This window comes from Corallococcus sp. AS-1-12, assembly GCF_020036995.1.
In the GTDB taxonomy this organism is placed as follows: domain Bacteria; phylum Myxococcota; class Myxococcia; order Myxococcales; family Myxococcaceae; genus Corallococcus.
This window is the reverse complement of the sequence record NZ_JAIQDD010000036.1, coordinates 61,086-84,740: the sequence shown is the minus strand read 5'-3', so window position 1 is coordinate 84,740 and position 23,655 is coordinate 61,086. Positions and strand designations below refer to the sequence as shown.

Annotated in this window: 17 protein-coding genes and 1 pseudogene; 12 read left to right on the top strand and 6 right to left on the bottom strand. The window is 70.4% G+C overall.

Features of this window, described 5'->3' with window-relative positions:
* Positions 1-77 precede the first annotated feature (77 nt).
* From K8556_RS35140 to K8556_RS35125, 4 genes and pseudogenes are all read right to left on the bottom strand, one after another.
* A pseudogene (locus K8556_RS35140) lies at positions 78-1,367 on the bottom strand (IS30 family transposase); the annotation flags it as partial.
* A gap of 57 nt (positions 1,368-1,424) precedes the next feature.
* Positions 1,425-1,931, bottom strand: a complete 507-nt coding sequence (locus K8556_RS35135; protein WP_223744484.1) for a tyrosine-protein phosphatase — start codon at positions 1,929-1,931, stop codon at positions 1,425-1,427.
* Between the two features lie 13 nt (positions 1,932-1,944).
* Positions 1,945-2,499: a hypothetical protein gene (locus K8556_RS35130; RefSeq protein ID WP_223744483.1), complete on the bottom strand. Its 555-nt coding sequence runs from the start codon at positions 2,497-2,499 to the stop codon at positions 1,945-1,947.
* 6 nt (positions 2,500-2,505) lie between these two features.
* Positions 2,506-4,332, bottom strand: coding sequence for a peptidoglycan-binding protein (locus K8556_RS35125; protein ID WP_370640015.1), 1,827 nt, complete (start codon positions 4,330-4,332; stop codon positions 2,506-2,508).
* Between the two features lie 511 nt (positions 4,333-4,843).
* Here K8556_RS35125 and K8556_RS35120 point away from each other — a divergent pair.
* The 3 genes from K8556_RS35120 to K8556_RS35110 are packed head-to-tail and all read left to right on the top strand — an operon-like array spanning position 4,844 to position 9,601.
* Positions 4,844-6,178, top strand: coding sequence for a hypothetical protein (locus K8556_RS35120; protein WP_370640017.1), 1,335 nt, complete (start codon positions 4,844-4,846; stop codon positions 6,176-6,178).
* A complete protein-coding gene (locus tag K8556_RS35115) occupies positions 6,168-8,270 on the top strand; it encodes a hypothetical protein (protein WP_223744480.1) in 2,103 nt (700 codons plus the stop codon). Before K8556_RS35120 ends, K8556_RS35115 begins: the two co-directional genes overlap by 11 nt.
* Positions 8,267-9,601: a DUF3396 domain-containing protein gene (locus K8556_RS35110; protein WP_223744479.1), complete on the top strand. Its 1,335-nt coding sequence runs from the start codon at positions 8,267-8,269 to the stop codon at positions 9,599-9,601. Before K8556_RS35115 ends, K8556_RS35110 begins: the two co-directional genes overlap by 4 nt.
* A gap of 51 nt (positions 9,602-9,652) precedes the next feature.
* Here the strand turns inward: K8556_RS35110 and K8556_RS35105 are convergent, their stop codons facing one another.
* Both K8556_RS35105 and K8556_RS35100 read right to left on the bottom strand, forming a co-directional pair.
* Positions 9,653-10,063: a hypothetical protein gene (locus tag K8556_RS35105; protein WP_223744478.1), complete on the bottom strand. Its 411-nt coding sequence runs from the start codon at positions 10,061-10,063 to the stop codon at positions 9,653-9,655.
* Between the two features lie 94 nt (positions 10,064-10,157).
* Positions 10,158-12,122 carry an ATP-binding protein gene (locus K8556_RS35100; protein WP_223744477.1) on the bottom strand — a complete coding sequence of 655 codons (1,965 nt, stop codon included), beginning with the start codon at positions 12,120-12,122 and terminating at the stop codon, positions 10,158-10,160.
* A gap of 276 nt (positions 12,123-12,398) precedes the next feature.
* Here K8556_RS35100 and K8556_RS35095 point away from each other — a divergent pair, with 276 nt between their 5' ends.
* The 9 genes from K8556_RS35095 (at position 12,399) to K8556_RS35055 (ending at position 23,478) form a co-directional block, all read left to right on the top strand.
* Positions 12,399-12,851, top strand: a complete 453-nt coding sequence (locus K8556_RS35095) for a Fur family transcriptional regulator (protein ID WP_223744476.1) — start codon at positions 12,399-12,401, stop codon at positions 12,849-12,851.
* A 180-nt stretch (positions 12,852-13,031) separates the two neighbouring features.
* A complete protein-coding gene (locus K8556_RS35090; protein WP_223744475.1) occupies positions 13,032-13,409 on the top strand; it encodes a response regulator transcription factor in 378 nt (125 codons plus the stop codon).
* A 129-nt stretch (positions 13,410-13,538) separates the two neighbouring features.
* Complete coding sequence (locus tag K8556_RS35085; RefSeq protein WP_223744474.1) at positions 13,539-14,024, top strand: hypothetical protein; 486 nt, start codon at positions 13,539-13,541, stop codon at positions 14,022-14,024.
* Positions 14,025-14,213: 189 nt separating this feature from the next.
* Positions 14,214-15,446: a TolC family protein gene (locus K8556_RS35080; RefSeq protein WP_223744473.1), complete on the top strand. Its 1,233-nt coding sequence runs from the start codon at positions 14,214-14,216 to the stop codon at positions 15,444-15,446.
* A gap of 73 nt (positions 15,447-15,519) precedes the next feature.
* Positions 15,520-16,596, top strand: coding sequence for an efflux RND transporter periplasmic adaptor subunit (locus K8556_RS35075; protein ID WP_223744472.1), 1,077 nt, complete (start codon positions 15,520-15,522; stop codon positions 16,594-16,596).
* Positions 16,593-19,706, top strand: coding sequence for an efflux RND transporter permease subunit (locus K8556_RS35070; RefSeq protein ID WP_223744471.1), 3,114 nt, complete (start codon positions 16,593-16,595; stop codon positions 19,704-19,706). Before K8556_RS35075 ends, K8556_RS35070 begins: the two co-directional genes overlap by 4 nt.
* Positions 19,703-20,386 (top strand): response regulator transcription factor, encoded by a 684-nt coding sequence (locus tag K8556_RS35065; protein ID WP_223744470.1) that lies wholly within the window; start codon positions 19,703-19,705, stop codon positions 20,384-20,386. Before K8556_RS35070 ends, K8556_RS35065 begins: the two co-directional genes overlap by 4 nt.
* Entirely contained in the window at positions 20,383-21,759 is a 1,377-nt protein-coding gene (locus tag K8556_RS35060) for a HAMP domain-containing sensor histidine kinase (RefSeq protein ID WP_223744469.1), read from the top strand. Before K8556_RS35065 ends, K8556_RS35060 begins: the two co-directional genes overlap by 4 nt.
* Before the next feature lie 147 nt (positions 21,760-21,906).
* Positions 21,907-23,478, top strand: coding sequence for a hypothetical protein (locus K8556_RS35055; RefSeq protein WP_223744468.1), 1,572 nt, complete (start codon positions 21,907-21,909; stop codon positions 23,476-23,478).
* Positions 23,479-23,655 lie beyond the last annotated feature (177 nt).

The following is a 23,655-nucleotide window of genomic DNA, read 5'->3' as shown; positions in this document are numbered from 1 at the left end:
GACGGCAACCTCGTCATGCTACCGCAGGGAACTCGTCGCGCCGCCTGACGCGTTTCCACTCCAATTGACACGACCTCCTCGGAAGGTGTCTTCCATCCAAGAGTCCTGCGGGGCCTGTTGTTGAGGGCGGCGGCGACGGTGGCGAGTTGCTCACGAGAGTATCGGGAGAGGTCCGTCCCTTTTGGAAAGTACTGGCGAAGCAGGCCGTCGGTGTTCTCATTCGTGCCTCGCTGCCATGGACCGCGGGGGTCGCAGAAGTAGATGGAGAGGCCCGTGTCGGCGCGAAGGCGGGCATGTTGAGCCATCTCCGCTCCTTGGTCCCACGTGAGCGTCCGGCGCATCTGCTTCGGCAGCGGAGTGAGTGAGGACGCGATGGCGCTGCGGACCGCATCGGCACCGTGCCCAGCCAGGGCGGGCCCGTTCTTCACCCGAGGCTGGCCGTGGTTGTCCATGCGCGGCAAGTGCAGCAGCAGCGTGAATCGGGTGGTGCGCTCGACCAGCGTGCCAATGGCGGAACTCCCCAATCCCAAGATGAGGTCCCCCTCCCAGTGCCCAGGGACTTTGCGGTCCGTGACTTCGCTGGGGCGCTGGTTGAGCTTCCTCTCTGGGCTGACGAACTTCTTCCCGTGCACACGGGTGCGTGCCCGAGGCACCCGCAGCGTTCGTCCGGTCCGCAGGTAACTGGTGAACTCGCGTCGCAAGGCACCGCGACTTGGGACGTAGAGCGCCTGGTAGATGGCCTCGTGGGAGAGTCTCATTGAGGCATCCGCAGGGAAGTCCACCTGAAGCCTGTTTGCAATCTGCTCGGGGCTCCAGGAAGTCGCCCAACGTCGGTCTTTTCGTGGTCCCTGGCGGCGACTCTTCCAACGCACTTCTGGGCCAGGCACGCGTGTCCCATCGTCTGAGGTGAGCGTCCCCGCCAAGCGCTCTTGCACGTACCGCCGCAGTTCGTCGTTCGCGGTCAGTTCCGCGACCTTCGGGCGTCGAGCACGTCGGTCCGCGTGCCACTGGGCCGCTGTGGCTCGATACTCCAAGCCACCGCTGCGGGTCGCGGCATTGCGGCGTAACTCCCGCGAGATGGTCGAGGCAGAACGCTGGAGCCGACGCGCTATCGCGCGAACGCCGAGGCGCTGGGCATGGAGAATCGCGACTTCTTCTCGCTCGGCGAACGAGAGGTACCGCCCCACCAACGGGGCCAGCCAGAAAGAGGGCATTCCGCCACCCTCGCGGAACCACCGGCATCCCACCACCGGAGATACGCCAGCTGCTCTGCCGGCATCTTCGCTCGACAGCCCCTGCGCGATCGCCACCCAGAAGCGTTGCCGGTGCTCACGTCGCCCCACGGAGGGACGCCCCGGCGACGACATGGGAGGGCGTCCAGTTCAAGCAGACCGTCGATGATTCTTTGCACCCATCGCAACTCCTCAGTTTCGAGTGTTGCGACGACCCGTTGAATCCACCCAGGACCAGGGCTCTACCAGCGCATCCCCCCAGGCCAAGCGGTCTGGGCCTACGCCCTCCGCGGTGACCTGACGCAACTCTGCGAGTCTGGCGCGCGCAGCCTCGGCGCTCAGTCCGAGCTGTCGCAAGAGCGCGTAGCCGAACATGCCCGTGCGGTGAATCCCCGCCGAGCAGTGGATGACCAGCTTGCCGCCACCCTCGACGATGGCGCTCAGTTGGCGCAACACCTGCCTGAGCTCCTGGGTCCGCTCGGGAGCCGGGACCGCTCCGCCGTGAAACGGAACCCAAATCCAACCGAGGCCCGCTCGGGTCGCGGCCTCGCCAAGCTGGCGTGCGCCCTCGGTCTCCGCGAGCAGGGTGACGACGTGAGTCACCCCTTCGGCACGCAGCGTGGAGAAGTCCTTGAGCTTGGGGCGATGTGTCAGCGAGATCGCACCGCCGCCAATGGAGACAAGGTGGACATCACTCATTGGGCAGTCCTAGTCACCGGGTGCCGGGCGCTGACAGCGCCGCCCAGCGCTTGACTTCGTCCGCAGTGGGCTTGAGGTCAACCACGATGAAGCGCTCCTCGTCATCATCGAAGTACGTCTTCGCCGTGGCCTCCAGCAGGCTCCGGGCCAACACTTTCTCCAGGAGCGTATCCCTGGGGTCGGTCGACTTGCCCCGGCTCCCACGAAAGGCCTTCTGCATGCGAGCAAGTTGCGGAGGTGGTGCGGGGGGCTCATCCCATTCGGTATAAGATGCGAGGTTCACTCCGTAGATGTGGTGCTTTCGAGCGACGAAGTCGCTGCCCACCTCGACCGGCTGCTCAATGGACACCAGGCGTTCCAGTTCGGGATTGCGCTCGAGCCATTGTTGCGCCGAGCGCAGCAGCGCGACGAAGGGACCCACCATCGTGCTCGGCAGGCTACCGTCGAAGTGCCGCACGACGAGTCTGGATGCTCCTGGCACCTCCCGAGAGAGGTACAGGGCTCCCAGCGGGCTCTCCAGAAACGGCTTCAGCTTGAGTTCACGGTGGAGGGTGGCGAAGTCGCGCATGGGTTCTCACATCATGTCAATAACGACGAGCTTGTTGATGTCCGGGGACCAGTGGATGTTATTCGAAGGCCCCTTGGCCCTGGTCAGCTTCTTTAGCAGATCCTCAAGCACCGGAGGCAGTTGCCCCACGGACTTCATTTTCTGCAACTCGGCGACCACGCGCCGGTAGGCCGCCGAAGTCGTGGAGTTGCTCAGGGCCTTGCTCAACTCCACCGAGCTGGAATCAAATTCACGCAACACCCAGTCAGGGCCTTGCTCGAAGATCTTCACAACTTTGATGTCGGCTTTTAGTCTGGAATTGGCCTCTACGGCGGTCTTCGCCTCTTGTAGCTTTTTGATAGACTTGTCCATAACGGAGAGCCGGATCTTGAACCACCGCTTCAGTGTTTTGCCGGGCAACTTCTCCGACAGGAAGAGCTGCCCCTCGCTACCGGCAAGTCCCTTGGCGGGCTTGAGGTCCGTGGCTCCGCGGAACTGCTGGAGTCGTCTCTTGAAGCTTCCGTCCAGTTCCCGAGCGAATTTCTCCCATCCCTTGGGGACCCCTGACACTCCGGGCTTCTTCGTGGGGGCTTTCGGTTGCTTCTGTGGAGCGGCTGTCTTCTTGAGCGGATTGGCCTTCCGCAGCGCCAGGGGCTTCGTGATGTCTTTCGCCTTCTCAGCGAGCCTTACGAACCTGGGAAATTCTGCGAGGAGCTTGCCAAGCTTTCCAGCCTTGCCTGCCCACTTCACAATGGTGGCTCCCGCAGAAGCAACCGCCATCACGATCTCGACGATGACGTACCCGATCAGCCAGCCCCGGAAGTGCTCACGGCGAAGGAGATTTGGATCGTTCCATCGGTTGGCGAGAGCCTGGATGCCTGCCTCGGTCAACGTCTTCAGGTTCAACGATGCAGCCAGATCCCACAGGCCCTTCAAGTCCGATACGATCTCGCCGCTCAGCAAGCTGTAGACGAGCTTCCATACCAACTCCAGCAGATCAATGAGCCCTGTGAGCAGATCCCAGACGGCCTCGAGCGCGCCGTGAATCAGGCCCGCGGAAAAGGCCAGATTCCCCAGGTATGCTTTCCCGGCGTTCGTGGCGAGAACCTTGACGTCCCGCCACAGTTCATACGTGATGGAACCTGAGCCCACCTTGCCGCGCAGGCTCTTGGCGAACTCTACGCTCGGAATCCAGATGAGGTAGCCTTCACGCGTCTGGGTCGTGTCCCAGGTCGCATCCTCGGTCGGCTTGTAGATGCCGCGGAGCCCAGGACCCCGATTCGCCTCGACAAGGACATTGGCATAATAGCGCTCGTCCTGGCCCCATTGGATGGTGGAGTTCTTGTAGTGCTGCTTGACAATGGCCAGTGCGCCTTCGTTCTTCTTGATCCTATGAAGGACTGCTCCGGGGTCGGGCAAATTGATGCTGATGTACTTCTTGTAGACGAAGCCGGAGTTTCCATCCTCGAGCGTCACGAAATACCAGTCGCCCGAGAACTCACGGCAGACGAAGACGCGAGTGTTGAATGAGAGCTTCTTCTTGAACGTGCCGGAAAGATGGGGTTGCTCTCGAAGGTTCACGCCAGCGCCGTTGGACACCCGGCCGACACTGTAGACCCCCGTTCCCATCTCGAACGGAAAGCCCCTTGGGCTGTTGGCGTTGCCAACTGTTGAGGCAGGAGTGGGGAGGGTGCTCAGGGCCGCCCAGGTCGAGGGGCCTACGATCCCGTCCGCGCTCAGCCTCCTGTCGAACTGGAACTGTCTGACGGCATAAGCTGTGTCCGTTCCAAAGCAACCATCGATGGGCCTTCGATAGAGTCCAGCCAGCCGGAGATGATTCTGGAGGTTGGCCACCGCGGCCCCCGTAGAGCCCAATTGAAGCAATTCCTCGGAAACCTCAAAGCTTCCTGTGGGTTGGCCCATCTCCCCCCCTGACCTGAAGTCGCGGCGTGTGTGAGATTTAACTATATGAAGGCACATCAATGCGACCGAAGAACCCATTGAGAGGGATTGTGTCTTGTCGCGCAGTGCCCTGGAGCGTTGGGTGAGGCAGGACCTCCGATGAGTCTTTTCAGAGAGCCTTGACGTAACCGGAGACGGGTGTCGCGCCCATCCTGATCACGCGACGTGCCGTACCTCGGCGCGCTGCGGCGCGAGCGTGAGGTTCAGAAGTTCACGACCGCATTGATTGTTTCAGGGGAACTCAAGAACGCACTCGAACCGGTCGGGAACCTGGGCGTGTCGTTCGAGCGTGTGGCGGGGCCTCGTGGAAAGAGAGGACCTGCACCCTGGCCCCTGTCGGACCGAGCGGAGAACCTCTGTCCATTCGCCCGTACCGGGGCGTTCACAGGAGGTGCCGATGTTCCTGCTTCGACGCTGGGCCGTGGTGTTGCTGTCGCTCCTACCGGGGACGGGATGGGCGGAAGACCTCACCGGGCCAATGCCTACCGCGGAGGAAAGCCCGCGGTGGCTCCACCTGCTGCGCATGGAGGCCACGACGCTGACGCTCCTGCCTCGGCAGGGCGCGGGCGTGGACGAGGGCTTCGCGCGGTTGGAGCCCCGGGTGATGGTGGCCAGACGGGGGATGTTCCACCTCCACCTGGGGGCTCCAGTACGGCTGCGATTGTGGGGTGGAGGGGAAGGCGCGGGACGGGTGCGGAAGGAAGACTGGGACGCGCTGTCCGATTGGGGGCAGGTGGTGCGCATGCTCACGGTGGGCGGCGACGCACCGGACTCGCTGTGGATGGGCGCCCTGGAGTCCTACACCCTGCTCTCCGGACACCTGGTGCGGCGCTACAACAACAGAATCAACCCCGACTACCACCCGGCCGGGGCGGTGGTGACGGGCAGGCTGGGGCCGGTGTACACGGAGGCCTTCGCCTCGGATGTGCTGGGCGCGCGCCTGATGGGCGCGGAGGTCGTGCTGGACATGCAGCACGTCCTCGCCGGCCGGCCCTTCCTCCCCTCGCGCTACACGCTCTCGCTGTCCGCCGCGCATGACTGGGGAAGGGCCGGCGGCACCTCCAGGCCGATGACGCTGGCGCATCTGGACGGCACTGCCGTCGTGGTGAGTCGCAGGACCCCGGAGGGTGGTTTCGAATTGCACCTGCTGGGAGGCTGGGGCGGACGTCCGGGCAAGGGCGGTGCATGGGGCGCGGTCGCGGGCCTGGGCGTGGAGTCGGTGTCACCAACGATGGACCTGCGGGCCCGCCTGGAGGGGCGCCTTCAACGCGGAGGCTTCCGGCAGGGAGCCTTCGGCCCGGACCATGAGCTGGCGCGCTTCGAAGTGGCGGGCACCTCCCCCCTGCCCCTGGCGGACACGCCCTTTCGGGAGGGAGCCTCGGCCTACGGAGAGGTGATCCTGAGCTGGGATGCGCGGCGTCTGGGCATCCTGGGGCAGCGCCACTTCCGCATCACGCTGGGCGCGGAGGCCTTCAACTGGGGCCGGGTCGACGTGGACGGGCGCCTGGAGGTGCAGTCCCCGCACCGCGACCTGACCGTGGCGGCAGGAGGGCTGGCGGTGGGGCTGGGAGCGCCGGATGCGCGCTACCTCGTGTCGGGTGAGGCCCGGTGGCGCTTCCTCGGGGGGAAGCTGTACGCGCTGGGACAGGCAGGCACGTTGCTGTTCCCGACGGCGGAGGGGTCGCTCAGGCCGGGGGCCTTCGCGGCCGTGGGCATGGGGGTGGACAATGTGCGTTGAGCATCCGCTGCGCGGGAGCGTGGGCCTGCTGCTTCTGGCGGCGGCGCTGCTCAACGCGGGCTGTGTCTCGTTGTCAGCGAGGACAGACCCGGGAGCGACCCTGGCTTTCAGCCCCCGCTCCGCCTCCGCCCAGACGGTGGCGATCTCGAATGCGCCCCTCCACCATCGCCGCGCGCCCCTCGCCGAGGAAAGCGAGGAGCCCCACGCGCCGAACGCGAAGGCGCCGGCCCATGCAGCGGCTGTCGTCCGTGGAGACGACGCAGTGCCCGCGGGATGGCCCCATCTGGCCTCCAGCCGGGAGGTGCTGGAGCCCTTCCTGGCATGCGCCTCACCCGCCGCGTTCGTGGCCATGCAGCGGGGCGTGGACATGGCCCGGCTGGTGGAGTCGCTGGAGGACTGGGATGCCGTCCGGCTGGGTGCCCTGGGCCCGCTGGATGCGAAGGCCTCGGAGGTCCTCGGCCGCAAGCGCGCGGCCTTCCTCGTCACGGCCAGCGAGAAGTACGGCCTCCCCCATGCCGAGGTCTTCGCCCTCTTCGTCCTCCACTCCTCCTTCGACGACGAGCTGCCCGGCGTGGTGCGCACACTGGCCCGCGACAAGCAACTGAGCCAGACGCTGGGGAGCATGGCCACCGTCCGCGAGGAGTTGCGGCGGCGCGGGCTGCCGCTGGAGGCGTTCCCAGACCGGGATGAACAGGCCGGTGACGTCCTGCGAGGCCTGGGGCGTGCTGGCAGGGACATGCTCTCCACCACCCCGGTGGGTGACGGGGCCCGGTACGCGGATCTCCACGCAAGGCGTGAGCAACTGCCGCCGCCCTACCAGGAAGCGCTCGACCAGGTGGAGCGGGCGCTGATGGAGCGGCACTTCTCGCCGGGCAGCGTGGCGTTGGGAGGCTTCGACCACCTGACGTTCGGCGTGCCGCTGGGCTTCTACCACCTGGTGGCGGGGACGGGGCACGGCGCGTACTCGCTGACGCAGGGGCAGTACGAACAGGCCACGCGTGAGCTGGCTCCTGCCGCCTTGATGGTGGCGCTGTACGCCGGAGGGAAGGGCGCGCGGGCCTTCGTAGAAGCGCGCGGTGGACCGCCGCGGCTCCGGATGCCCGCGTTCGACCTGGATGGGTTGAAGGCACTGGTGGAGCGGCTGGAGGAGCAACTGGGCGTCACCGCCGCGCGCGACCTGCTCCGCTACCTCCAGGCGAGCCGGGAGGGCGCGCGGGTCGCCGCCGAGTGGGGCGAGGCGGGGGTGCTGGCGCTGTATGAAGCTCGCGGCAACCCCGCGAAGGCCCAGGCGATGTTGGCGGAGGCCCATCGTGAGTCCGCACGAGGCGTGCCGGCGAGGGGCGTGTCACGAGCTTCATCCGAAGCAGTCTCGGAGGCGGCGAAGGCCAGGCTGCTCCAGGCGGAGCTGGAGGCCTCGGGCCCGCGCCTTCCCAAGGACGTGAAGCTGCTGAAACACCTGGCGCCGAAGGTGGAGGCACCACCGCCCGGACTCGATCAGGGCACGGGACTCTGGAGAGAATACGTCGCGTACCGGGAGAGGCGCCTCCAGGAACTCCAGAGCGGCGCCGCTGTCGAAGGTCCCTTGAAGTGGGAGGGCTACCGGGAGATGCGCGCGCTCTACGCCCGGGGCCTGGCCTTCGAACGGACCATGGTGTCCCTCCTGGAGGCGGACGCCGCCCTCCCTCGGGCGCAGCGGCGGTGGCTCAAGGACTTCGACCGGCCCCGCATCGAGACTCACGTAGGCGTGATGAAGGCGGAGCTGCGCTTCGCGGACGTGCTTGTCATCGAAGATGGGCCCACTGCTGGCGCGACGCCACGCGTGGAGACCTTCAGCCTCAAGAGTCGTGATCTTTCGCAGTTCGGAGCCGAGGCTCTCACGGCTCAAATGATCGAGGACGCGAGCGCTGCCTCAAGATACTACGGGGAGACCCTGAACATTCGCCGCCCCGGAATCGAACAGACGGCACAGGTCCAGAGAGTCCGTCTTATATATGAGGGCGGAAAGCTCAAGCCTGCGGATCCGAAAGCATCGCGAGCGGCCGTGCGAGATGCCCAGAATGAAGTGGAGGGAGTGGAGGTGTCGTTCCAATGAATGGAGCTGAGAAACGCGGACCTGACACCGACGACCGTCTTCGTCTCTCCCTTGAGGCTACCTTCGATCAGGCCCTAGACCTGAATCAGGCGTTGGAGCCCTTTTTCAGGGCGCTTGAGTCTCACGCGGGCACGTGGATGCCGGAAGTTGTTGAAGGCAAGCGGCAGTACACATACTCCCGCGATTCCGTCCTGAAGGCGCTGGACGAGAAGCGCGGAAAGAAAAGCATGTCCGTTGGCCTCTCTCGTGCGACGTGGCCCGTGTTGGATATGTCTCTCAGGCTCTCGTTGCCGCCATCAGCCCCCAGATTGTATGTATGGATCTCCGTTCAGCCACTATCGCTTTTCAGGGAGACAGCGCCTTGCAGCGAGTTTGTGGGCATGGTCCGCGCCTGGGCTTCTCATTACCCTGTTGCTGGCGCCACAGCCAACAGTCTAGCCGAGGATCAACTGGCGGAGGGCTCAAGCCCTGACAGCGCCGTGGACCCTTCAGAGGAGACTGGGGACGACAGGATTCAAGAAGTGTCCTGGCTGAACGTCTTCGGTCCCAAACTCGTAGAGCGTCTAGGCCGTGAGCGGATGCTCTCGACGCCTGCGCACCTCGTGGAGGAGCTCCCCAATGGCTCCGTCCTCCTGGTGCTGTGGCCCACCGCCGCCGACTTCGCCAGCGACGAGGCGCGCGTGGCCCAGGCCCGGGCGCATGTGCACCTGCGGCCGGACCTCGACTTCGACACGGTGCTGCGCAACCTGCGTGAGCGCAGCGCGGCGCTGGCGCCGGTGGAGCCCCGCTTCCACCCGGACCTGGCGCCGCTCCTCTCGCGGCTGTCTGGCGAGTACGCCATCAGCGAGCGACAGCAGAAGATCGCCGAACTCAATGTCTTCCAACCCCCCGAGCCGGAAGAGTGGCTCCCGGTCGCCCTGCCCTCGGACGTAGCGAGCCCGGCGCAGGTCCACAGCGGCTACGGAGACCTGACCGAAGGCCTCATGGCAGCGCTGCATACCAAGGTGCCCAGCATCCTCGACGCGACGCCCGAGTCCCTCACCGACCTCGACTTCTACTTCTGGCGGGAGAACTTCCCGGAGCGATACAAGCGCGAGCTCATCGACACGCACACCGCCCCGGCCCTGGGGGCCTACCTGGGCGGCATCCTGGTGAAGCGCCTGGGTGGGACCTGGATTCCGCGCCAGAACCCCGAAGAGTCCCAGGTGCGTGTCGGCAAACGCGTCTGGCTGCCCTTCCTCCGCGCCCGCCGGTACATGGCGTCCCGCCAGTCGCTGCTGACGCACTCGCTCACGCAGTTCTTCCGGGAAGCGGAGCGACACCGGTCGTGACGGGAGCAGCGCGCAGGCGCGCCACGCAGCGCCCGCGGAGACGAGTCCCCCTCACCGCGCGCCTGCCCTGCCAGCCCCGCGCCTCGCGGCCTGGTCCACCGCCCGGGTGAACTGGTCGATGTCATAGGGTTTCAACAGCAACTCGATGACATCCGTCCCGGTGTACTCCCTGGCGCCCTCGCGGTTGGTGGTGGTGAGCACGAAGGGGATGCCCGCGGCGGCCGGGTTGGCGGCCAGCTTCTGGAACGCGTGCCAGCTCAGGTCGAACGGCACGCTGATGTCGTAGACGATGACCGTCGGCGCCGTCTCCCGCACCAGCGTGGCGAAGTCCAGGGGGCCGCGGATGACGTCCTGCACGCGCACGCCCTTGCTCTGGAATCCCGCCTCGTCGAGCACCTCCTCCAGCGCCTCGATGAGGTCTTCACTCCCGTTGAGCACCAGCACGGTGGGTCGCTTTCCCATGCGGGAAAGGTGCATCCGCCCAGCCGGGAGAAAAGCGGCCCGCGCCCTTCGGATGTAGCGCATCCGACAGAGGCGGCGGCCGCCCGGACGGCCGTCAGGCGTGGCCCACCGGGGGCCCCGCGCGGGGCAGCCGCACCCGGAACGTGGCCCCCTGCCCCAGCGTGCTCGTCACCGCCACGTCCCCGCCGTGCGCCTCCACGATGCGGTACAGGCGATACAGCCCCAGCCCCAGCCCCCCGTAGTTGCGCGTGGGCACCGCGCGCTCGAAGCGGCGGAAGAGGCCGTCCACCCGGTCCGGCGCGATGCCGATGCCGTGGTCACGCACCACCAGCCAGGCCGTATGCGCGTCCGCCTGGACCTCCAGCTCCACGGGCTTGCCCGGACCGAACTTCACCGCGTTCACCAAGAGGTGCGTCACCACCTGCCCCAGCCGGAGCGAGTCCCAGCGCCCCACCGCGGACGCCACGTCGCGCACCACCAGCAGGCACCCCGCGCGCGCCGCCAGCTCCTCCCAGCGCAGCACCACGTCCCGCACCACCTGCCCCAGGTCCACGTCCTCCAGGTTCAGCCGGGGCGCGTGGCCCTGCATCTGCGACACGTCCAGCAGCCCCTCCACCAGGTCCGCCAGCCGCTGCACCTGCCGGTCCGCCGCCACCAGCGCGCGCTCCAGCCGCTCCGGCGCCACCTGGCGCTCGTGCTTCAGCGCCGCCGCCGTGCCCTGCACGCGTAAGCGAAGCGCGGCCAGGGGCGTGCGCAATTCGTGCGCGGCCACCGCCAGGAACTCGTCCCGCACGCGCACCGCCTCGCGCGCCTCGCGGTACAGCCGGAGCTGCTCCGTCACGTCGCCGATGATGCCCGCCATGCGCACCGGCCGCCCCTGCGCGTCGCGCAGCGCCCGGCCCCGGCTCACGCATGAGCGGTAGCCCCCCGCCTCGTGCCGCAGCCGGAAGGACACGTCGTACGGCGCGCCCTGCTCCAGGTGCCGCGCCAGCGCGGACGCCACCCCGTCCCGGTCCTCCGGGTGCACCCGCGCGAGGAAGGCCTCGGAGGTCCCCGGGAAGTCCTCCGGCCGGAGCCCCAGCATCTCCAGCAGGCGCGGGCTCCAGTACATGCGCTGGTCGCGCACGTCCCAATCCCACACACCGTCATAGGAGCCGGACACCACCAGCCGGTAGCGCTCCTCGCTCTCGCGCGCGGTGCGCTCGGCCTGCTCCAGCAGCCCCACCCGCCGCTCCAACTGCCGCACCATCGCGTACAGGTGCGTCTCCGTGGACAGCTCGCCGTGCACGGGCGCGGGCAGGGGCCCCTCCGCGCGGGACTCGCGCAGGAGCGTGGCCACCAGCTCGTCGTCCCCCTGCGCGCGCCGCACGAAGCCGTTGGCCCCCACGTTGGCCGCCATGCGCAGGTCCAGTTCGTCCGGCGCGGTGGCGTGCGTGAGGATGACGGGCACGCGCCCGAGCTTCGGGTCCTGGCGCAGGGCCAGGCACAGCCGGAAGCCGTCCAGCCGGGGCATCAGCACGTCCGCCAGCACCACGTCCGGCGGGTGCCGCCGCGCCAGCTCCAGCGCGGCCAGCCCGTCCTCCGCCTCCATGAGCTCGAAGCGGAAGGGCGCCAGCGCCAACTGCAGGAGCTTGCGGTAGACGGGGTCGTCCTCCGCCACCAGCACCCGCAGCGCGGGCCGGCCGTCTTGCGCCTCCCGGGGCAGGGCCTGGCGCACCGCCTCCACCCGGGCCCCCAGCGACATCCCCGGCGCGAGGAACCCCGCCACCGGCGGGCCCGAGCGCCGCAGGGCGTCCTGCTCGGCCGGCGGCGCCTCCACCCAGAGGGAGGCCCCGGACGCGGCCAGCGCCTCGCGCAGCGCGTCCCACGGCTCCACCGCCGAGGCCAGCAGCGCCCCCGCCGCCAGCACCAGGTGCACCGGCGCGGACTCGCGCAGCGCGCGCACCAGCGGCTCCACCCCCGCGGCCAGCAGCACCCGCCACCCCTGCCCCTGGAACGCCAGGGACAGCAGCTCCCTGTGGGGGCCCGGAGCTTCGGCGAGCAGCAGGGTGGGCTTCATCGGGGATGGGAGGAGGCGGACGGACGCGGGCGACAGGTCGTTCTGGAAGGGAGGGACCCCAACGGCCCGCCTCCAGGGTGAGGAAAGGGCGCAGTCTGGTGACGGGGGCCTCCGAGTCAAGGCAACCCTTTGGAAGTGTTGGAAGTTGGAAGGCCACGGACCCGGGAGAGCGGCCGGCCGCTGGCCTGCCGCGTCACAGGTACAACCGGGCTACAGGTACACTTCGTTTGCACCGGCGTGGGGACGTGGGCGCGGCGCTGTGTTATTCGACCGCGCATGGGTGCCAAGAAAGTCACGGCGCAGGAGAAGCTGACCGGGTTCCAGGACCGGATTCGCGCCGCGGGGCTGCGCAGCACCGCCCCCCGCGTGGCCGTGCTGCGCAAGCTGGAGACCGCCACCGCCCCCATGAGCCACGCGGACCTGGTGGAGGAACTGGGCGGCGAGGGCTACGACCGCGTCACCATCTACCGCAACCTCACCGACCTCACCGAGGCCGGCCTCGTCGTGCGCGCCGACCTGGGCGACCACGTCTGGCGCTTCGAGCTCAAGCGCCCCGGCGCCACCGAGCACGCCAACAACCACCCCCACTTCACCTGCACCGACTGCGGCACCGTCTCCTGCCTCCCCGAGGAGTCCGTGCGCCTCACCACCGCCCGCGGCGTCCCCCGCGCCGTGTCGCAGCGCGCCGTGGAGGTGCAGCTCCGCGGCCTCTGCGACCGCTGCGAGTAGCGCCCCCTCCCGCCAGCCAGGGGAGCCCTTGGTGGAAATGTGCTCACCGGTAGGCATACGCCTACACGTGAGCTTCCGCTCTCCTGGCCCCAGGCACAGATTCTGTCTGGCGAAGGCGGGGACCCGCCGTTCCGGCTCGGGGAACGGCGTGGGTGCTCCAGGGTTCGCAGGGGGACTGGGATGGAAGCCCATCACACGTTGCTGGTCGTCGACGACGACATGGACATCCGGGATGCGCTCCAGGACGCGCTGGAGCTGGAGGGCTACGCCGTGCAGTTGGCGGCGGATGGGCTGGAGGCGCTGGAGCGGCTGCGCTCGTCGGAGCCCCGGCCGCAGCTCATCCTCCTGGACCTGATGATGCCGCGCATGGACGGCATCGCGTTCCGGGAGGCGCTGCGCCACGAGCGCGCGTGCTCGGACATCCCGGTGGTGGTGGCCAGCGCGGACCTGGACGTGCGCGACACGGTGGATGGGATGGGCGTGGCGGCCTACCTGCGCAAGCCCCTGGACCTGTCCGCGCTGCTCACCACCGTGAAGCAACTGTGCCTGCCGGTCTGAACGCCTGCCTGCCCCACCTGCGGCGGGGCGGCATGGTGGCGCAGGACTCGATGGGCCGGTTGGCGGCGGAGGACGGCCGCCCCACCCTTGAGAACAACACGAATCCCATGAACGAAAGGGAGCGGGACCATGAAGAAGCTCATCGTCGCGGCAGTGATGTGCGTGGGAACGGCTGCCTTCGCGCAGGACACCACCGGCACGCCGCAGCACCCGGCGCCGAGCGCGCCCAGCTCGCAGCAGATCAACGGCCCGTCCACGGGCATCGAGGCCCAGGAGGTGGGCCCCGCCATCAGCGACACCGCCAAGAAGGTCGTGGGCAAGGACACCTCCAAGGAGGCCGCGGCGCAGGCGGGCATGTGGAAGGAGAAGGACGCCTTCAGCCTGGAAGGCACCGTGAAGGCCAAGGACAACGACGACATCACCCTGGCGCGCAAGGACACGCTGCCGGAGGTGAAGCTGGACGTGCATGACCAGACGAAGGTGACCCTGGACGGCAAGGCCGTGAAGGCGAGCGAGCTGCCGGAGGGCGCCAAGGTGCGCGCGAAGTTCCAGTTGAAGGGGGATGACCCCATCGCGCTGGAGCTGAAGGCCACCTCGCCCAAGGCCACGAAGTAGCCTTCGCGGCGCCACGAAGTCCTTCGCCGGGCCCGCTTCCATCGCTGGGAGCGGGCCCGGCGTCTTCGCGGGAAGGAGGCGGGACGCCATAAGCAGGGCTGCGTGCTCGATACAGGGCCCGGCATTCTCTGAGACTCCTCTCACGGACGTCTCAGGATGCCCTCGCGCCAGGCCTCTACGGTGCCGCGCATGGTGGCTGTCCTGACCGCGTTCCTGCTCGCCGCTTCGCCCGAGCCGACCTCGATGAGCTTCGCGGAGGCGCTCGCGCTGGCGGAGCGTGCTCCCCTGCCCGCCGCCACCGCGCGCGCCGTGGTGTCCCAGCGCGCCGAGGCGTCCCGGGTCTCTTCGCTGTCCAACCCACAGCTCGTGGTGGAGCCCGGCTGGCGGACCTCGGCCACGGCGGGGAGCGGACTGGACCTGCGCGTCGGCGTGACCCAGCCGTTTCACCTCTCCGGCCTCGGCTCCGCGCGCAAGGAGGCCGTGCGGCGGGAGACCCAGGCGCTGTCGGAGGAGGCCCGCTCCGCGCTGTTGGCCCGCAGGCTGACCGTCGCGGAGGCCTGGCTTTCACTGTGGGCCGCCGAGCAGGCCCAGGCACGAGCGGCCGAGGAGGCGCGGCTCGCTGACGCGTTCCGCGAGGCGGTGGAGTCCGCGGCGGCGCTGGGCGCGGCGACGAAGCTGGACGTGGCGGAGGCCGCGACCTACGCGGCCGATGCGCGGCTCACGGAGCTGGACGTCCAGGGCGTGGCCATCGCGCGCCGCACGGAGCTCTCCCGGCAGGTGGGCGCACGGCAGGCGGTCTCCGTCACCGCGACGGGCCCGTTGCCCGAAGTGGCCCTGCCCGAGGAGTCCCGGTGGCCCGCGTTGCAGGAGCGCGCCGCGAGTCTTCCGGAGGTGACCGCTCGCATGTCGCTGGCCCGCGCGGAGCGTGCCCGCGCGGACGAGGCGAAGGCGGCCAGGGGGCTCCAGTTGCAGCTCGGCGTCGCGGCCCTGCGCGAGTACGACGGCGCGGTGGGTGGAGTGGCCACGGTGGGCCTGACACCTCCCGTGTTCGACCATGGCGAACGCGAGCGGGGCACCCTGCTGGCGAACGCCGCGCGGCTGGAGGGTGAGGGCCTGGAGGCCGCCGCCGCCGCGGCTTCAGCGCTGGCGCTCGCGCTCCACGAGGTGGAGCACTCCCACGAGGTGGTGGAGGTGCTGCGCGACACGCTGCTCCCCGGTGCGGAGGAGGCGGCGAGGCTGGGCGAGCTGCTCTTCCGCGCCGGAGACACCACGGTCCTCGAAGTGGTGCGCCTGCGGCGTGCGCGCACCCAGGCCCGCATCCGCCTGGGCCACGCGCTGGCGGACGAGGCGCTGGCGCGCATGCGAGCCCGGCTCCTCATCGACGCGCTCGACGCGTCCGCCACGAACGAAGCCACCCCCTGAGCACGGCCTGCACCTGCCTTCAACACGGGGCCGCGCCGCTTCGCACCGGCTCCCTCACTCCTCTCGCCAACCCATGATGAGACACGTCCTGCTTCACACCCTCCTGCTGCTGGGAGCCGTACCGGGTTGCGCCTCGCCGAAGGAGGAGCCCCCCGCGACGGCCCGTCCCGAGGCGCCCCGCCCCAGCTCCGCCTCCGCGTGGGTCCAGCCCCGTCCCGCCCGGGGCGTCCCGCTGACGGAGGCCCCCGCCCGCGTGCTGCCCTCGCCTGAAGGCGCCGCCGTGGTGGGCGTGCCCCTGCGAGCCAGCGTGTCCCGCGTCGCTGTACGCCCCGGCCAGCAGGTGAAGAAGGGCCACGTGCTGATGGAGGTGCGCATGCCCGAGGCCGTCCAGGCCGCGGGGCGACACCAGGCGGCGACGCTCCGTCGTGAGGCCTACGCCAGGCGGCGGGAGCAACTGCTCGCCCTCCAGGCCCAGGGCATGGCGCGGCTGACGGAGCTGGCCGAAGCCGAGACCCAGCTCGCGGAGGCCCAGGCCGAAGCCCAGGCCGCGCTCGCGCTGCTCGCGGTGGCGGGACTCAACGCCGCGGACGCGGCCGCCGTGGCGCGCGGGGGCCCGGTGCCGCTGCGCAGCCCCGTGGACGGCGTCGTCACCGAGGTCTCCGGCGTGCTGGGCGAGACGCGTGAGGGCGGAGGCGAGCCACTGGTGCGCATCATGGGAGCGGGTGAGGCCCTGCTCGAAGCCCGCTTCGCCCGCCCCCTCCCCGCCGAGGCGCGCTTCGAGCTGGTGCTCCCCGGAGAGCCTCCGCTGCCGCTGAAGGAGGTCGGCCGCGCGCCCGCCATGGACCCGCGCGATGGCACCACGGCCGCGTGGTTCATCCCGGAGACACCGCGCGCCCTGCCCTCGGGCCTCACCGGCAGGGTGCGGGTGCGCGCGGACAGCCTGCCGGGCGTCAGCGTCGTCCCCGCGAGGGCGCTGCTGCTGGAGTCCGGCCAGGCGGAGGTGCTGGTGCGCACGGCGGACGGCTTCCGCCGACAGCCGGTGGAGGTCGTGGCCACCTCCGGCGCGGAGGCCCTGGTGCGTGGCGCCGGAGCAGCGGACGTGGTGGCCGAGGACGCGGAGGCCCTGCTCCTGGCCGAGGGCACGCGATGATTGCCCGCCTCGTGGAAGCCAGCGTCCGGTATCGCGTCCAGGTGCTCGTGCTGACGGCGGTGCTCGCCATCGCCGCGGGCGTGGTGGCGTGGCGCCTGGAGCTGGACGCGCTGCCCGACATCACCACCAACCAGGTCCTCGTCCTCACCCGGGCCCCGGGCCTCACGCCGGAGGAGGTCGAGCGGCTCGTCACCCGTCCCATCGAGACCGCGCTCGGCGGCATCCCCGGCCTCGTCGAGCACCGGAGCCTCTCCCGCTACGGCATCTCCTCCGTCACCGCCGTCTTCGAGGACTCCGTGGACGCGTACCGCGCGCGCCAGGGCGTGCAGGAGCGCCTCAACGGGCTCGCCTCCAGCCTCCCCCTCGGCGTGGAGGCGCCGGAGCTCGGCCCCCTCACCGGCGGGCTCGGGGAGGTCTTCCACTTCACGCTGGGCTCCCCCGTGCGCACCCCCGCCGAGCTGCGCGAGCTGGCCGAGTTCCGCGTGGCCCCGCTCCTGCGCGCCGTCCCGGGCGTCGTCGAGGTGAACAGTTGGGGAGGCCAGCAGCGCACGCTGGAGGTGCGCGCGGACGCGGCGAAGCTCGCGGCTCGCGGGCTGACCCTGTCCGACGTGCGGGGCGCGCTGGAGGAGGCCTCGGGCGCCGTCCCCGGCGCCAGCCTCCCCGCCGGAGAGCGCCAGGTCCTGGTGCGCGCGGTGGCCCGTCCCCCGGGCGCCACGGAGCTGGGCGGCGCCATCCTCCGCACGCCCAACGGCGCCACCGTGCGCGTGTCCGACGTGGCCGAGGTCGTCCCGGGCGCCCTGCCCCGCATCGGCACCGCCACCGCCAACGGCCGGGGCGAGACCGTCTACGTCATGGTGCAGATGCTCCGCGGCGCCAACGCCCTGGACGTGGTGGAGGCCCTCCACACCCGCATGCCGGACGTGAAGGCCGCGCTCCCCGGGGACGTGCGGGTGGACCTCGTCTATGACCGGGGCGTCCTCGTGCGCGGCACGCTGCGCACGGTGGCGAAGAACCTCGCGGAGGGCGGCCTGCTCGTCATGGCGGTGCTGCTCGCCCTGCTGGGCAGCCTCCGGGCGGGGCTGCTCGTCGCCTCGGCGATTCCGCTGTCCATGCTGGGGGCCGCCATGGGCATGGTGCTGCTGGGCATCCCCGGCAACCTGATGAGCCTGGGCGCCATCGACTTCGGCCTGCTCGTGGACGGCGCGGTGGTGATGGTGGAGGGCGTGTTCCACCACCTGGGCCACGCCCGCGGCAAGCTGTCCCGCGAGGCGTGGCGCGACAAGGTGGGCTCGGTGACGGCCTCCCTGTCGCGGCCCGTGTTCTTCTCCGTGCTCATCATCATGCTCGTCTACGTGCCCGTGCTGTCGCTCACCGGCGTGGACGGGAAGATGTTCCGCCCCATGGCCCTCACGGTGGTGCTGGCGCTCGCCACCTCGCTGGTGCTGGCGCTCACCTTCATCCCCGCGGCGGCGAGCCTCGTGCTGCGTCCCCAGGACATCCCCGAGCGCGAGCCCTGGCTGGTGCGCGCCGTGGAGCGCGCCTACCGCCCCCTGCTGGAGCACGGGCTGCGCCACCCCGCCTGGGTGGCGGGCGGCGCGGGGGCCCTGCTCGTCCTGGGCGTCGTCCTCTACCTGCGCGCCGGCATCGAGTTCACTCCGCAGCTCAGCGAGGGCGACCTGGTGGTGCAGACGACGCGCGGGGGAGACATCGGCCTGGAGGCCGCCGCGAAGGAGGCCGGCCGGCTGGAGGCCGCCCTGCTGGGCCACGTCCCCGAGGTGACGCAGGTGGTGTCCCGCGTGGGCAGCCCCGCGGTGGCCACCGACATCATGGGCCTGGAGCAGGCGGACGTCTTCGTCACCCTCGAGCCGCGCGAACAGTGGCGCCCCGGGCTCACACCCGAGACACTGGTGGAGGACATGCAGCGCGCGCTCGATGCCCATGCTCCCGGCGGGGAGCCCTCCTTCACGCAGCCCATCCAGATGCGCTTCAACGAGCTGCTCGGAGGCTCCGTCGCCGACGTGGCGGTGAGCCTCTACGGCGAGGACCTGCGCGAGCTGCACCGGCTGGCGGAGGCCGTGGCCGCCAGGGTGACGGGCGTGAAGGGCGCGGTGGACGTGCGCGTGCTCGCGCCGCCGGAGGTGTCCCTGCTGGAGGTGGAGCCCCGCCCGCTGGACGCCGCGAGCGTGGGCTTCTCCGTGAAGCAGGTCCTGGAGGCGGTGCAGGGCGTGCGCACGGGGCTGGAGGTCGGCGCCACCTTCGACGGGCCCGTGCGCGTGCCCATCGTCCTGCGGCTCGGCGAGACGACGGAGGCCTTCTCGCTGGAGTCCCTGCCGCTGCCCACCGCGTCGGGGAGCCTGGTGCCGCTGTCCCGCGTGGCGGACGTGCGGCTGACGTCCGCCCCGGCGCTGGTGAACCGGCAGGAGGGGCAGCGCCGGCTGGTGGTGGGCTTCAACGTGCGCGGCGCGGACCTGGGCACGGTCGTGGAGACCGCCCGGGCGCGCGTGACGGCGGAGGTCCCGCTCCCGTCCGGCTACCGCGCCGTCTGGGGCGGCCAGTACGAAACGCTGACCGCGGCCACGCGGCGGCTGTCGGTGGTCATCCCCGCGGTGGCGTTGCTCATCGTGACGGTGCTCATCGCGGCCTTCGGGCGGCCGAGGCCGGCCCTCATCATCTTCACGCACGTCCCCTTCGCCTGCGTGGGCGGCATGCTGGCGCTGTCGCTGCGAGGCATGCCCGTGTCCATCTCCGCGGCCATCGGCTTCATCGCCCTGTCGGGCATCGCGGTGCTCAACGGCGTGGTGTGGGTGTCGCGCCTGCTGCACCATGAAGCGGAGGGCATGCCGGTGACGGAGGCCGTGCGCCTCACCGCGAGCGAGCGGCTGCGCCCGGTGGTGATGACGGCGCTGGTGGCCACCCTGGGCTTCGTGCCCATGATGCTGGCGCGGGGCATGGGGGCGGAGGTACAGCGGCCCCTGGCCACGGTGGTGGTGGGCGGGCTGGTGACGTCCACGCTGCTCACCCTGGGCGTGCTGCCCTCGCTCTATCCGTGGCTGTCCCGGCGCCGCACCCGGGCCGGGCGCCTGCCCGTGGCACCGGAGGAGCCCGCATGAAGCTGCTGCTGGTGGAGGACGAGGAGCGCATGGCCCTGCTGCTGCGCCGGGGGCTGTCCGAGGCGGGCCACCAGGTGGACGTGTGCGAGCGGGGCGAGGACGCGCTCCAGCAGGGCATGGACGTGCCCTACGACGTCGTGCTGCTGGACTGGAACCTGCCGGACCTGGACGGGCTCGCGGTGCTGCGGCGCTGGCGCGAGCGCGGCCTGCGCACGCCGGTGATGCTCCTCACCGCGCGCGGCACGGTGGGCGAGAAGGTGGTGGGGCTGCGCGCCGGCGCGGACGACTACCTGGCGAAGCCCTTCGCCTTCGAGGAGCTGCTCGCGCGGCTGGAGGCCCTGCACCGCCGGGGCGACACGGGCACGCCGGTGCGGAACATCGGCCCGCTGGTGCTGGACGCCCGCCGGCGGGTGCTGCGGCACGGGGACCAGGAGCAGCCGCTCACCGGGCGCGAGTTCGCCCTCTTCCAGGAGCTCGCGGGGCACCTGGGCGAGGTGCACTCGCGCTCGGAGCTCCTCATGCGCGTGTGGGGGGACGCCTTCGACGGGCCCCCCAACATCGTGGACGTGTACGTGGGCTACCTGCGCGGGAAGCTGGCCCGGCTGGGAGCGGGGAGCGCGGTGTCCATCCAGTCCGTGCGCGGGGTGGGCTTCCGGCTGGTGAAGGGAGAGGCGCCGTGAGGCTGGCCGTGCGGCTGTGGCTGCTGGGCGCGCTCGTGCCGGTGCTGGGCGTGGTGCTGGCGTTGCTGCTGGCGGGCCAGCTCTTCGAGGCCTACCTGGAGCGCGTGGTGGACGACGCGCTGCTGTCGCAGGCCGCCACGGAGGCGGTGAGCCTCTTCGACGGCCCCGGCGGGGAGCCCCACCTGCACATGGAGGACTCGCCGCTCTCCGACCTGGTGCGGTCCTTCGCCCCGGTGGCGGAGGTGTACGGGCCGGACGGGCGGCGCGTGCTGTCCTTCCCGCCCACGGCCGACACGTCCGGAGAACCGCTCCAGCGGTTCCCCGACACGGACGCGCCCCGGCTGGAGACGGTGCGCGAGGGCGGCGCGCTGCTGCGCCGCGTGACGGTGCGCGTGGTGTCCCCCCGGGGCATGCCGTACGTGCTGCGGCTGTCCGCGTCGCTGGCGTGGGAGGAGACGGCGGTGCGCGCCTTCCATGGCATCACCCTGGGGCTGGCCGGCCTGTTGGGGCTCGTGTTCTTCGGCCTGCAGACCTGGCAGGCGCGGTGGCTGGAGCGAAGGCTCGCGGAGCTGCGCGGCCTCATCACCCACCTGCGCGAGGGCCTGTGGTCCGGAGCCCCCGCGGCAGGGACGGCCCGGGACGAGGTGGCGGAGGTGGAGGCCGCGCTGCGCGAGGCCGCCAAGCGCCTGTCGTCCGCGCGCGAGGCCCAGGAGCAGCTCATCGCCCGCGCCGCGCACGAGCTGCGCACACCGTTGGCGCTCATGCGCACCCAACTGGACCTGGCGCTGTGGAAGGAGCGCGACGGCGCCGAGCTGCGCGAGTCGCTGGAGGAGACCCGCCGCGAGGTGGAGCGCCTGTCCCTCCTGGCGGGCAACCTGCTGGACCTCGCCTCCTTCGGCCGTGGCACGTGGGAGGTGAAGCCCGAGGACCTGCGCGTGCTGCTGGAGGATGCGTCGGCGGCGGCGCGAGCCCAGGCGGAGGAGCAGGGCGTCTGGGTGACGGTGGAGGCGCCGGAGCCAGCGCCGTGTCCCGTCCACGCCAGCTCCGTGCGGCAGGCGGTGGACAACCTGCTGGCCAACGCGCTGCGCTTCGCCCCGCGCGGCACGGAGATCACGCTGCGCGCGGAGCGGCATGACGGCGTGTGGCGGCTGGCCGTGCGGGACCGGGGGCCCGGCATTCCTCCGGAGCACCGGGAGAAGGTGTTCACCCCGTTCTACCGCGCGGAGCCCTCCGGCCGGGGCGCGGGCCTGGGGCTCGCGGTGGTGCAGGAGGTGGCCCGGCGTCACGGCGGCCACGCCTTCGTGGCGGAGCCCCAGGGCCCCGGCGCCGAGGTGGTGATGGAGCTGCCCGAGGCGGGACCGGCCACGAGTTGACAGCCATCACCTCACTGCCCTCCCAGGGGCGGCCCCTGCCCTGACTGGGAAGAAAATTGCCCTCTCTCCAGGGAATGCCGCACGGGAAGCCTGCTCCCCGGGGCGGGTACGCCGCTTGCTTAGGTGGCGCGTACGCGTAGGGAGACCATGGTGAATCGACGACTGCTGGGGCTGGGCGTGTGTGCGGGTGCGGTGATGCTGTCGGCGTGGGGTTGCGGCGGGTCGGACTCGCCCACGGCCCCCATCGATGACACGGACACCATCAATCCAAGGCCGGGGGTGGATGCGGGGACGGGCGGTGACACCGACGCCGGGACGGAAGTGGACGCGGGCACGGACGCCGGCACGGGCGGTGAGACGGACGCCGGCACCGACGCGGGCACCGGCGGAGAGACGGACGCGGGCACCGGGGGCGGCACGGATGCCGGCACCGACGCGGGCACGGACGCGGGCACGGTGGACCCCTGGCCGGCGGATCCGGTGACGAACTACTCGGACCGCTACGGCATCGGCAGGGTGAAGTCGGTCGGCATCGACCTGGGCAGGAACGTCTGGGTGCTGGACGGCGACCGCATCGGCGTGGTGCGCGCGGACACGCAGAAGCTGGTCTGGGTGCCGGGCCCCGTGGGCCAGGCGGCCGCGGGTCAGCCCTCCAGCGTCATCTGCGGCGGCGAGGCGGGCCGCGCCTACGTGGGCTACTACGCCGATGACCTGGGCGTGGATCCGGAGTGGCCGGACATCCACACCAACTTCATCGTCACCGCGAAGCCGTGCGAGGTCCCGGTGAACGAGACCACCTGCTTCCCCTTCAGCACGCGCCGGCTCCAGTTCTACAAGCAGGGAGACGTGGACGCGGTGAAGCTGGACGCCAGCGGCCAGGTCGTCCTGGAGGGCCACATCAACCAGTCCCGCCGCGCCAACAAGGACGCGAACGGCAACCCCTTCATCCAGACCGGCCCCAGCGTGGTGGACGGCGTCAGCCTGGGCATCCGCAACAGCAACGACCACCACTTCGACGAAGACCGCGCCATGTACAGTTGCACGTCCGTGCTGCGCGGCCCCAACAAGGGCGACGTCTTCTTCGGCTCCAACCACGGCGTCACCCGCATCCGCGGCCTCACCTACAACGCCCACCGCCACCCGGTGTGGTTCGACGCGAAGGGCTCGCAGTACGCCGGCTACACCTACGGCCTGGGCATCTCGCCGGACGGGGACGTGCTCATCGCGAACGAGTGGAACTTCGGCACCGTCACGCCCGACACGAAGATGGAGAACTGGGACGACACCACCACGCCGGGCATCAACCAGCAGAAGGTGAAGTCCTCCTACCTCCCGGAGGTCAACTCGCAGGCGGACTTCGACTCCTGGCGCGGCTTCCAGCAGACCACGGACAAGAAGTACTACCTGGGCAGCAAGGACCTGGGCCTGTGGGAGATGACCATCCTCTCCGCCAACAACCCCTTCCAGAAGGGCACGCGCATCGGCGCGGACGTGCCGGCGCTCAGCAACATCAACGCGCTCGCCTCCACCAATGACGGCTCGCTCTTCATCGGCACCAACGCGGGCGGCCTCTACCGGCTGACCCCGGGCAAGACGGTGGAGAAGGTGGCGAACGTGCGCGGCAACAAGGTGCTCCAGCTCGTGTACGACGGCTCCACCGCCTCCGGCATGCTGCTGGTGCTGACGTCGGAGGGCCTGACCGTCCTGCGCGGCTACTGAGCAGGACTCCCACCCTGACGCCGGTGCGATGCGCATGTCGCACCCGGCGTCACGGAGGGCCAGGCTGCCCGGAAGGCGCGGGAAATGTTCTGGAACGAGGCCCGGTTCTGCTTCCGCCCCCGCGCCTTCGTGCAAGGGGGCAGGCGGGCCGGGCCCCCGGGCTTCACGGCCCTCCGG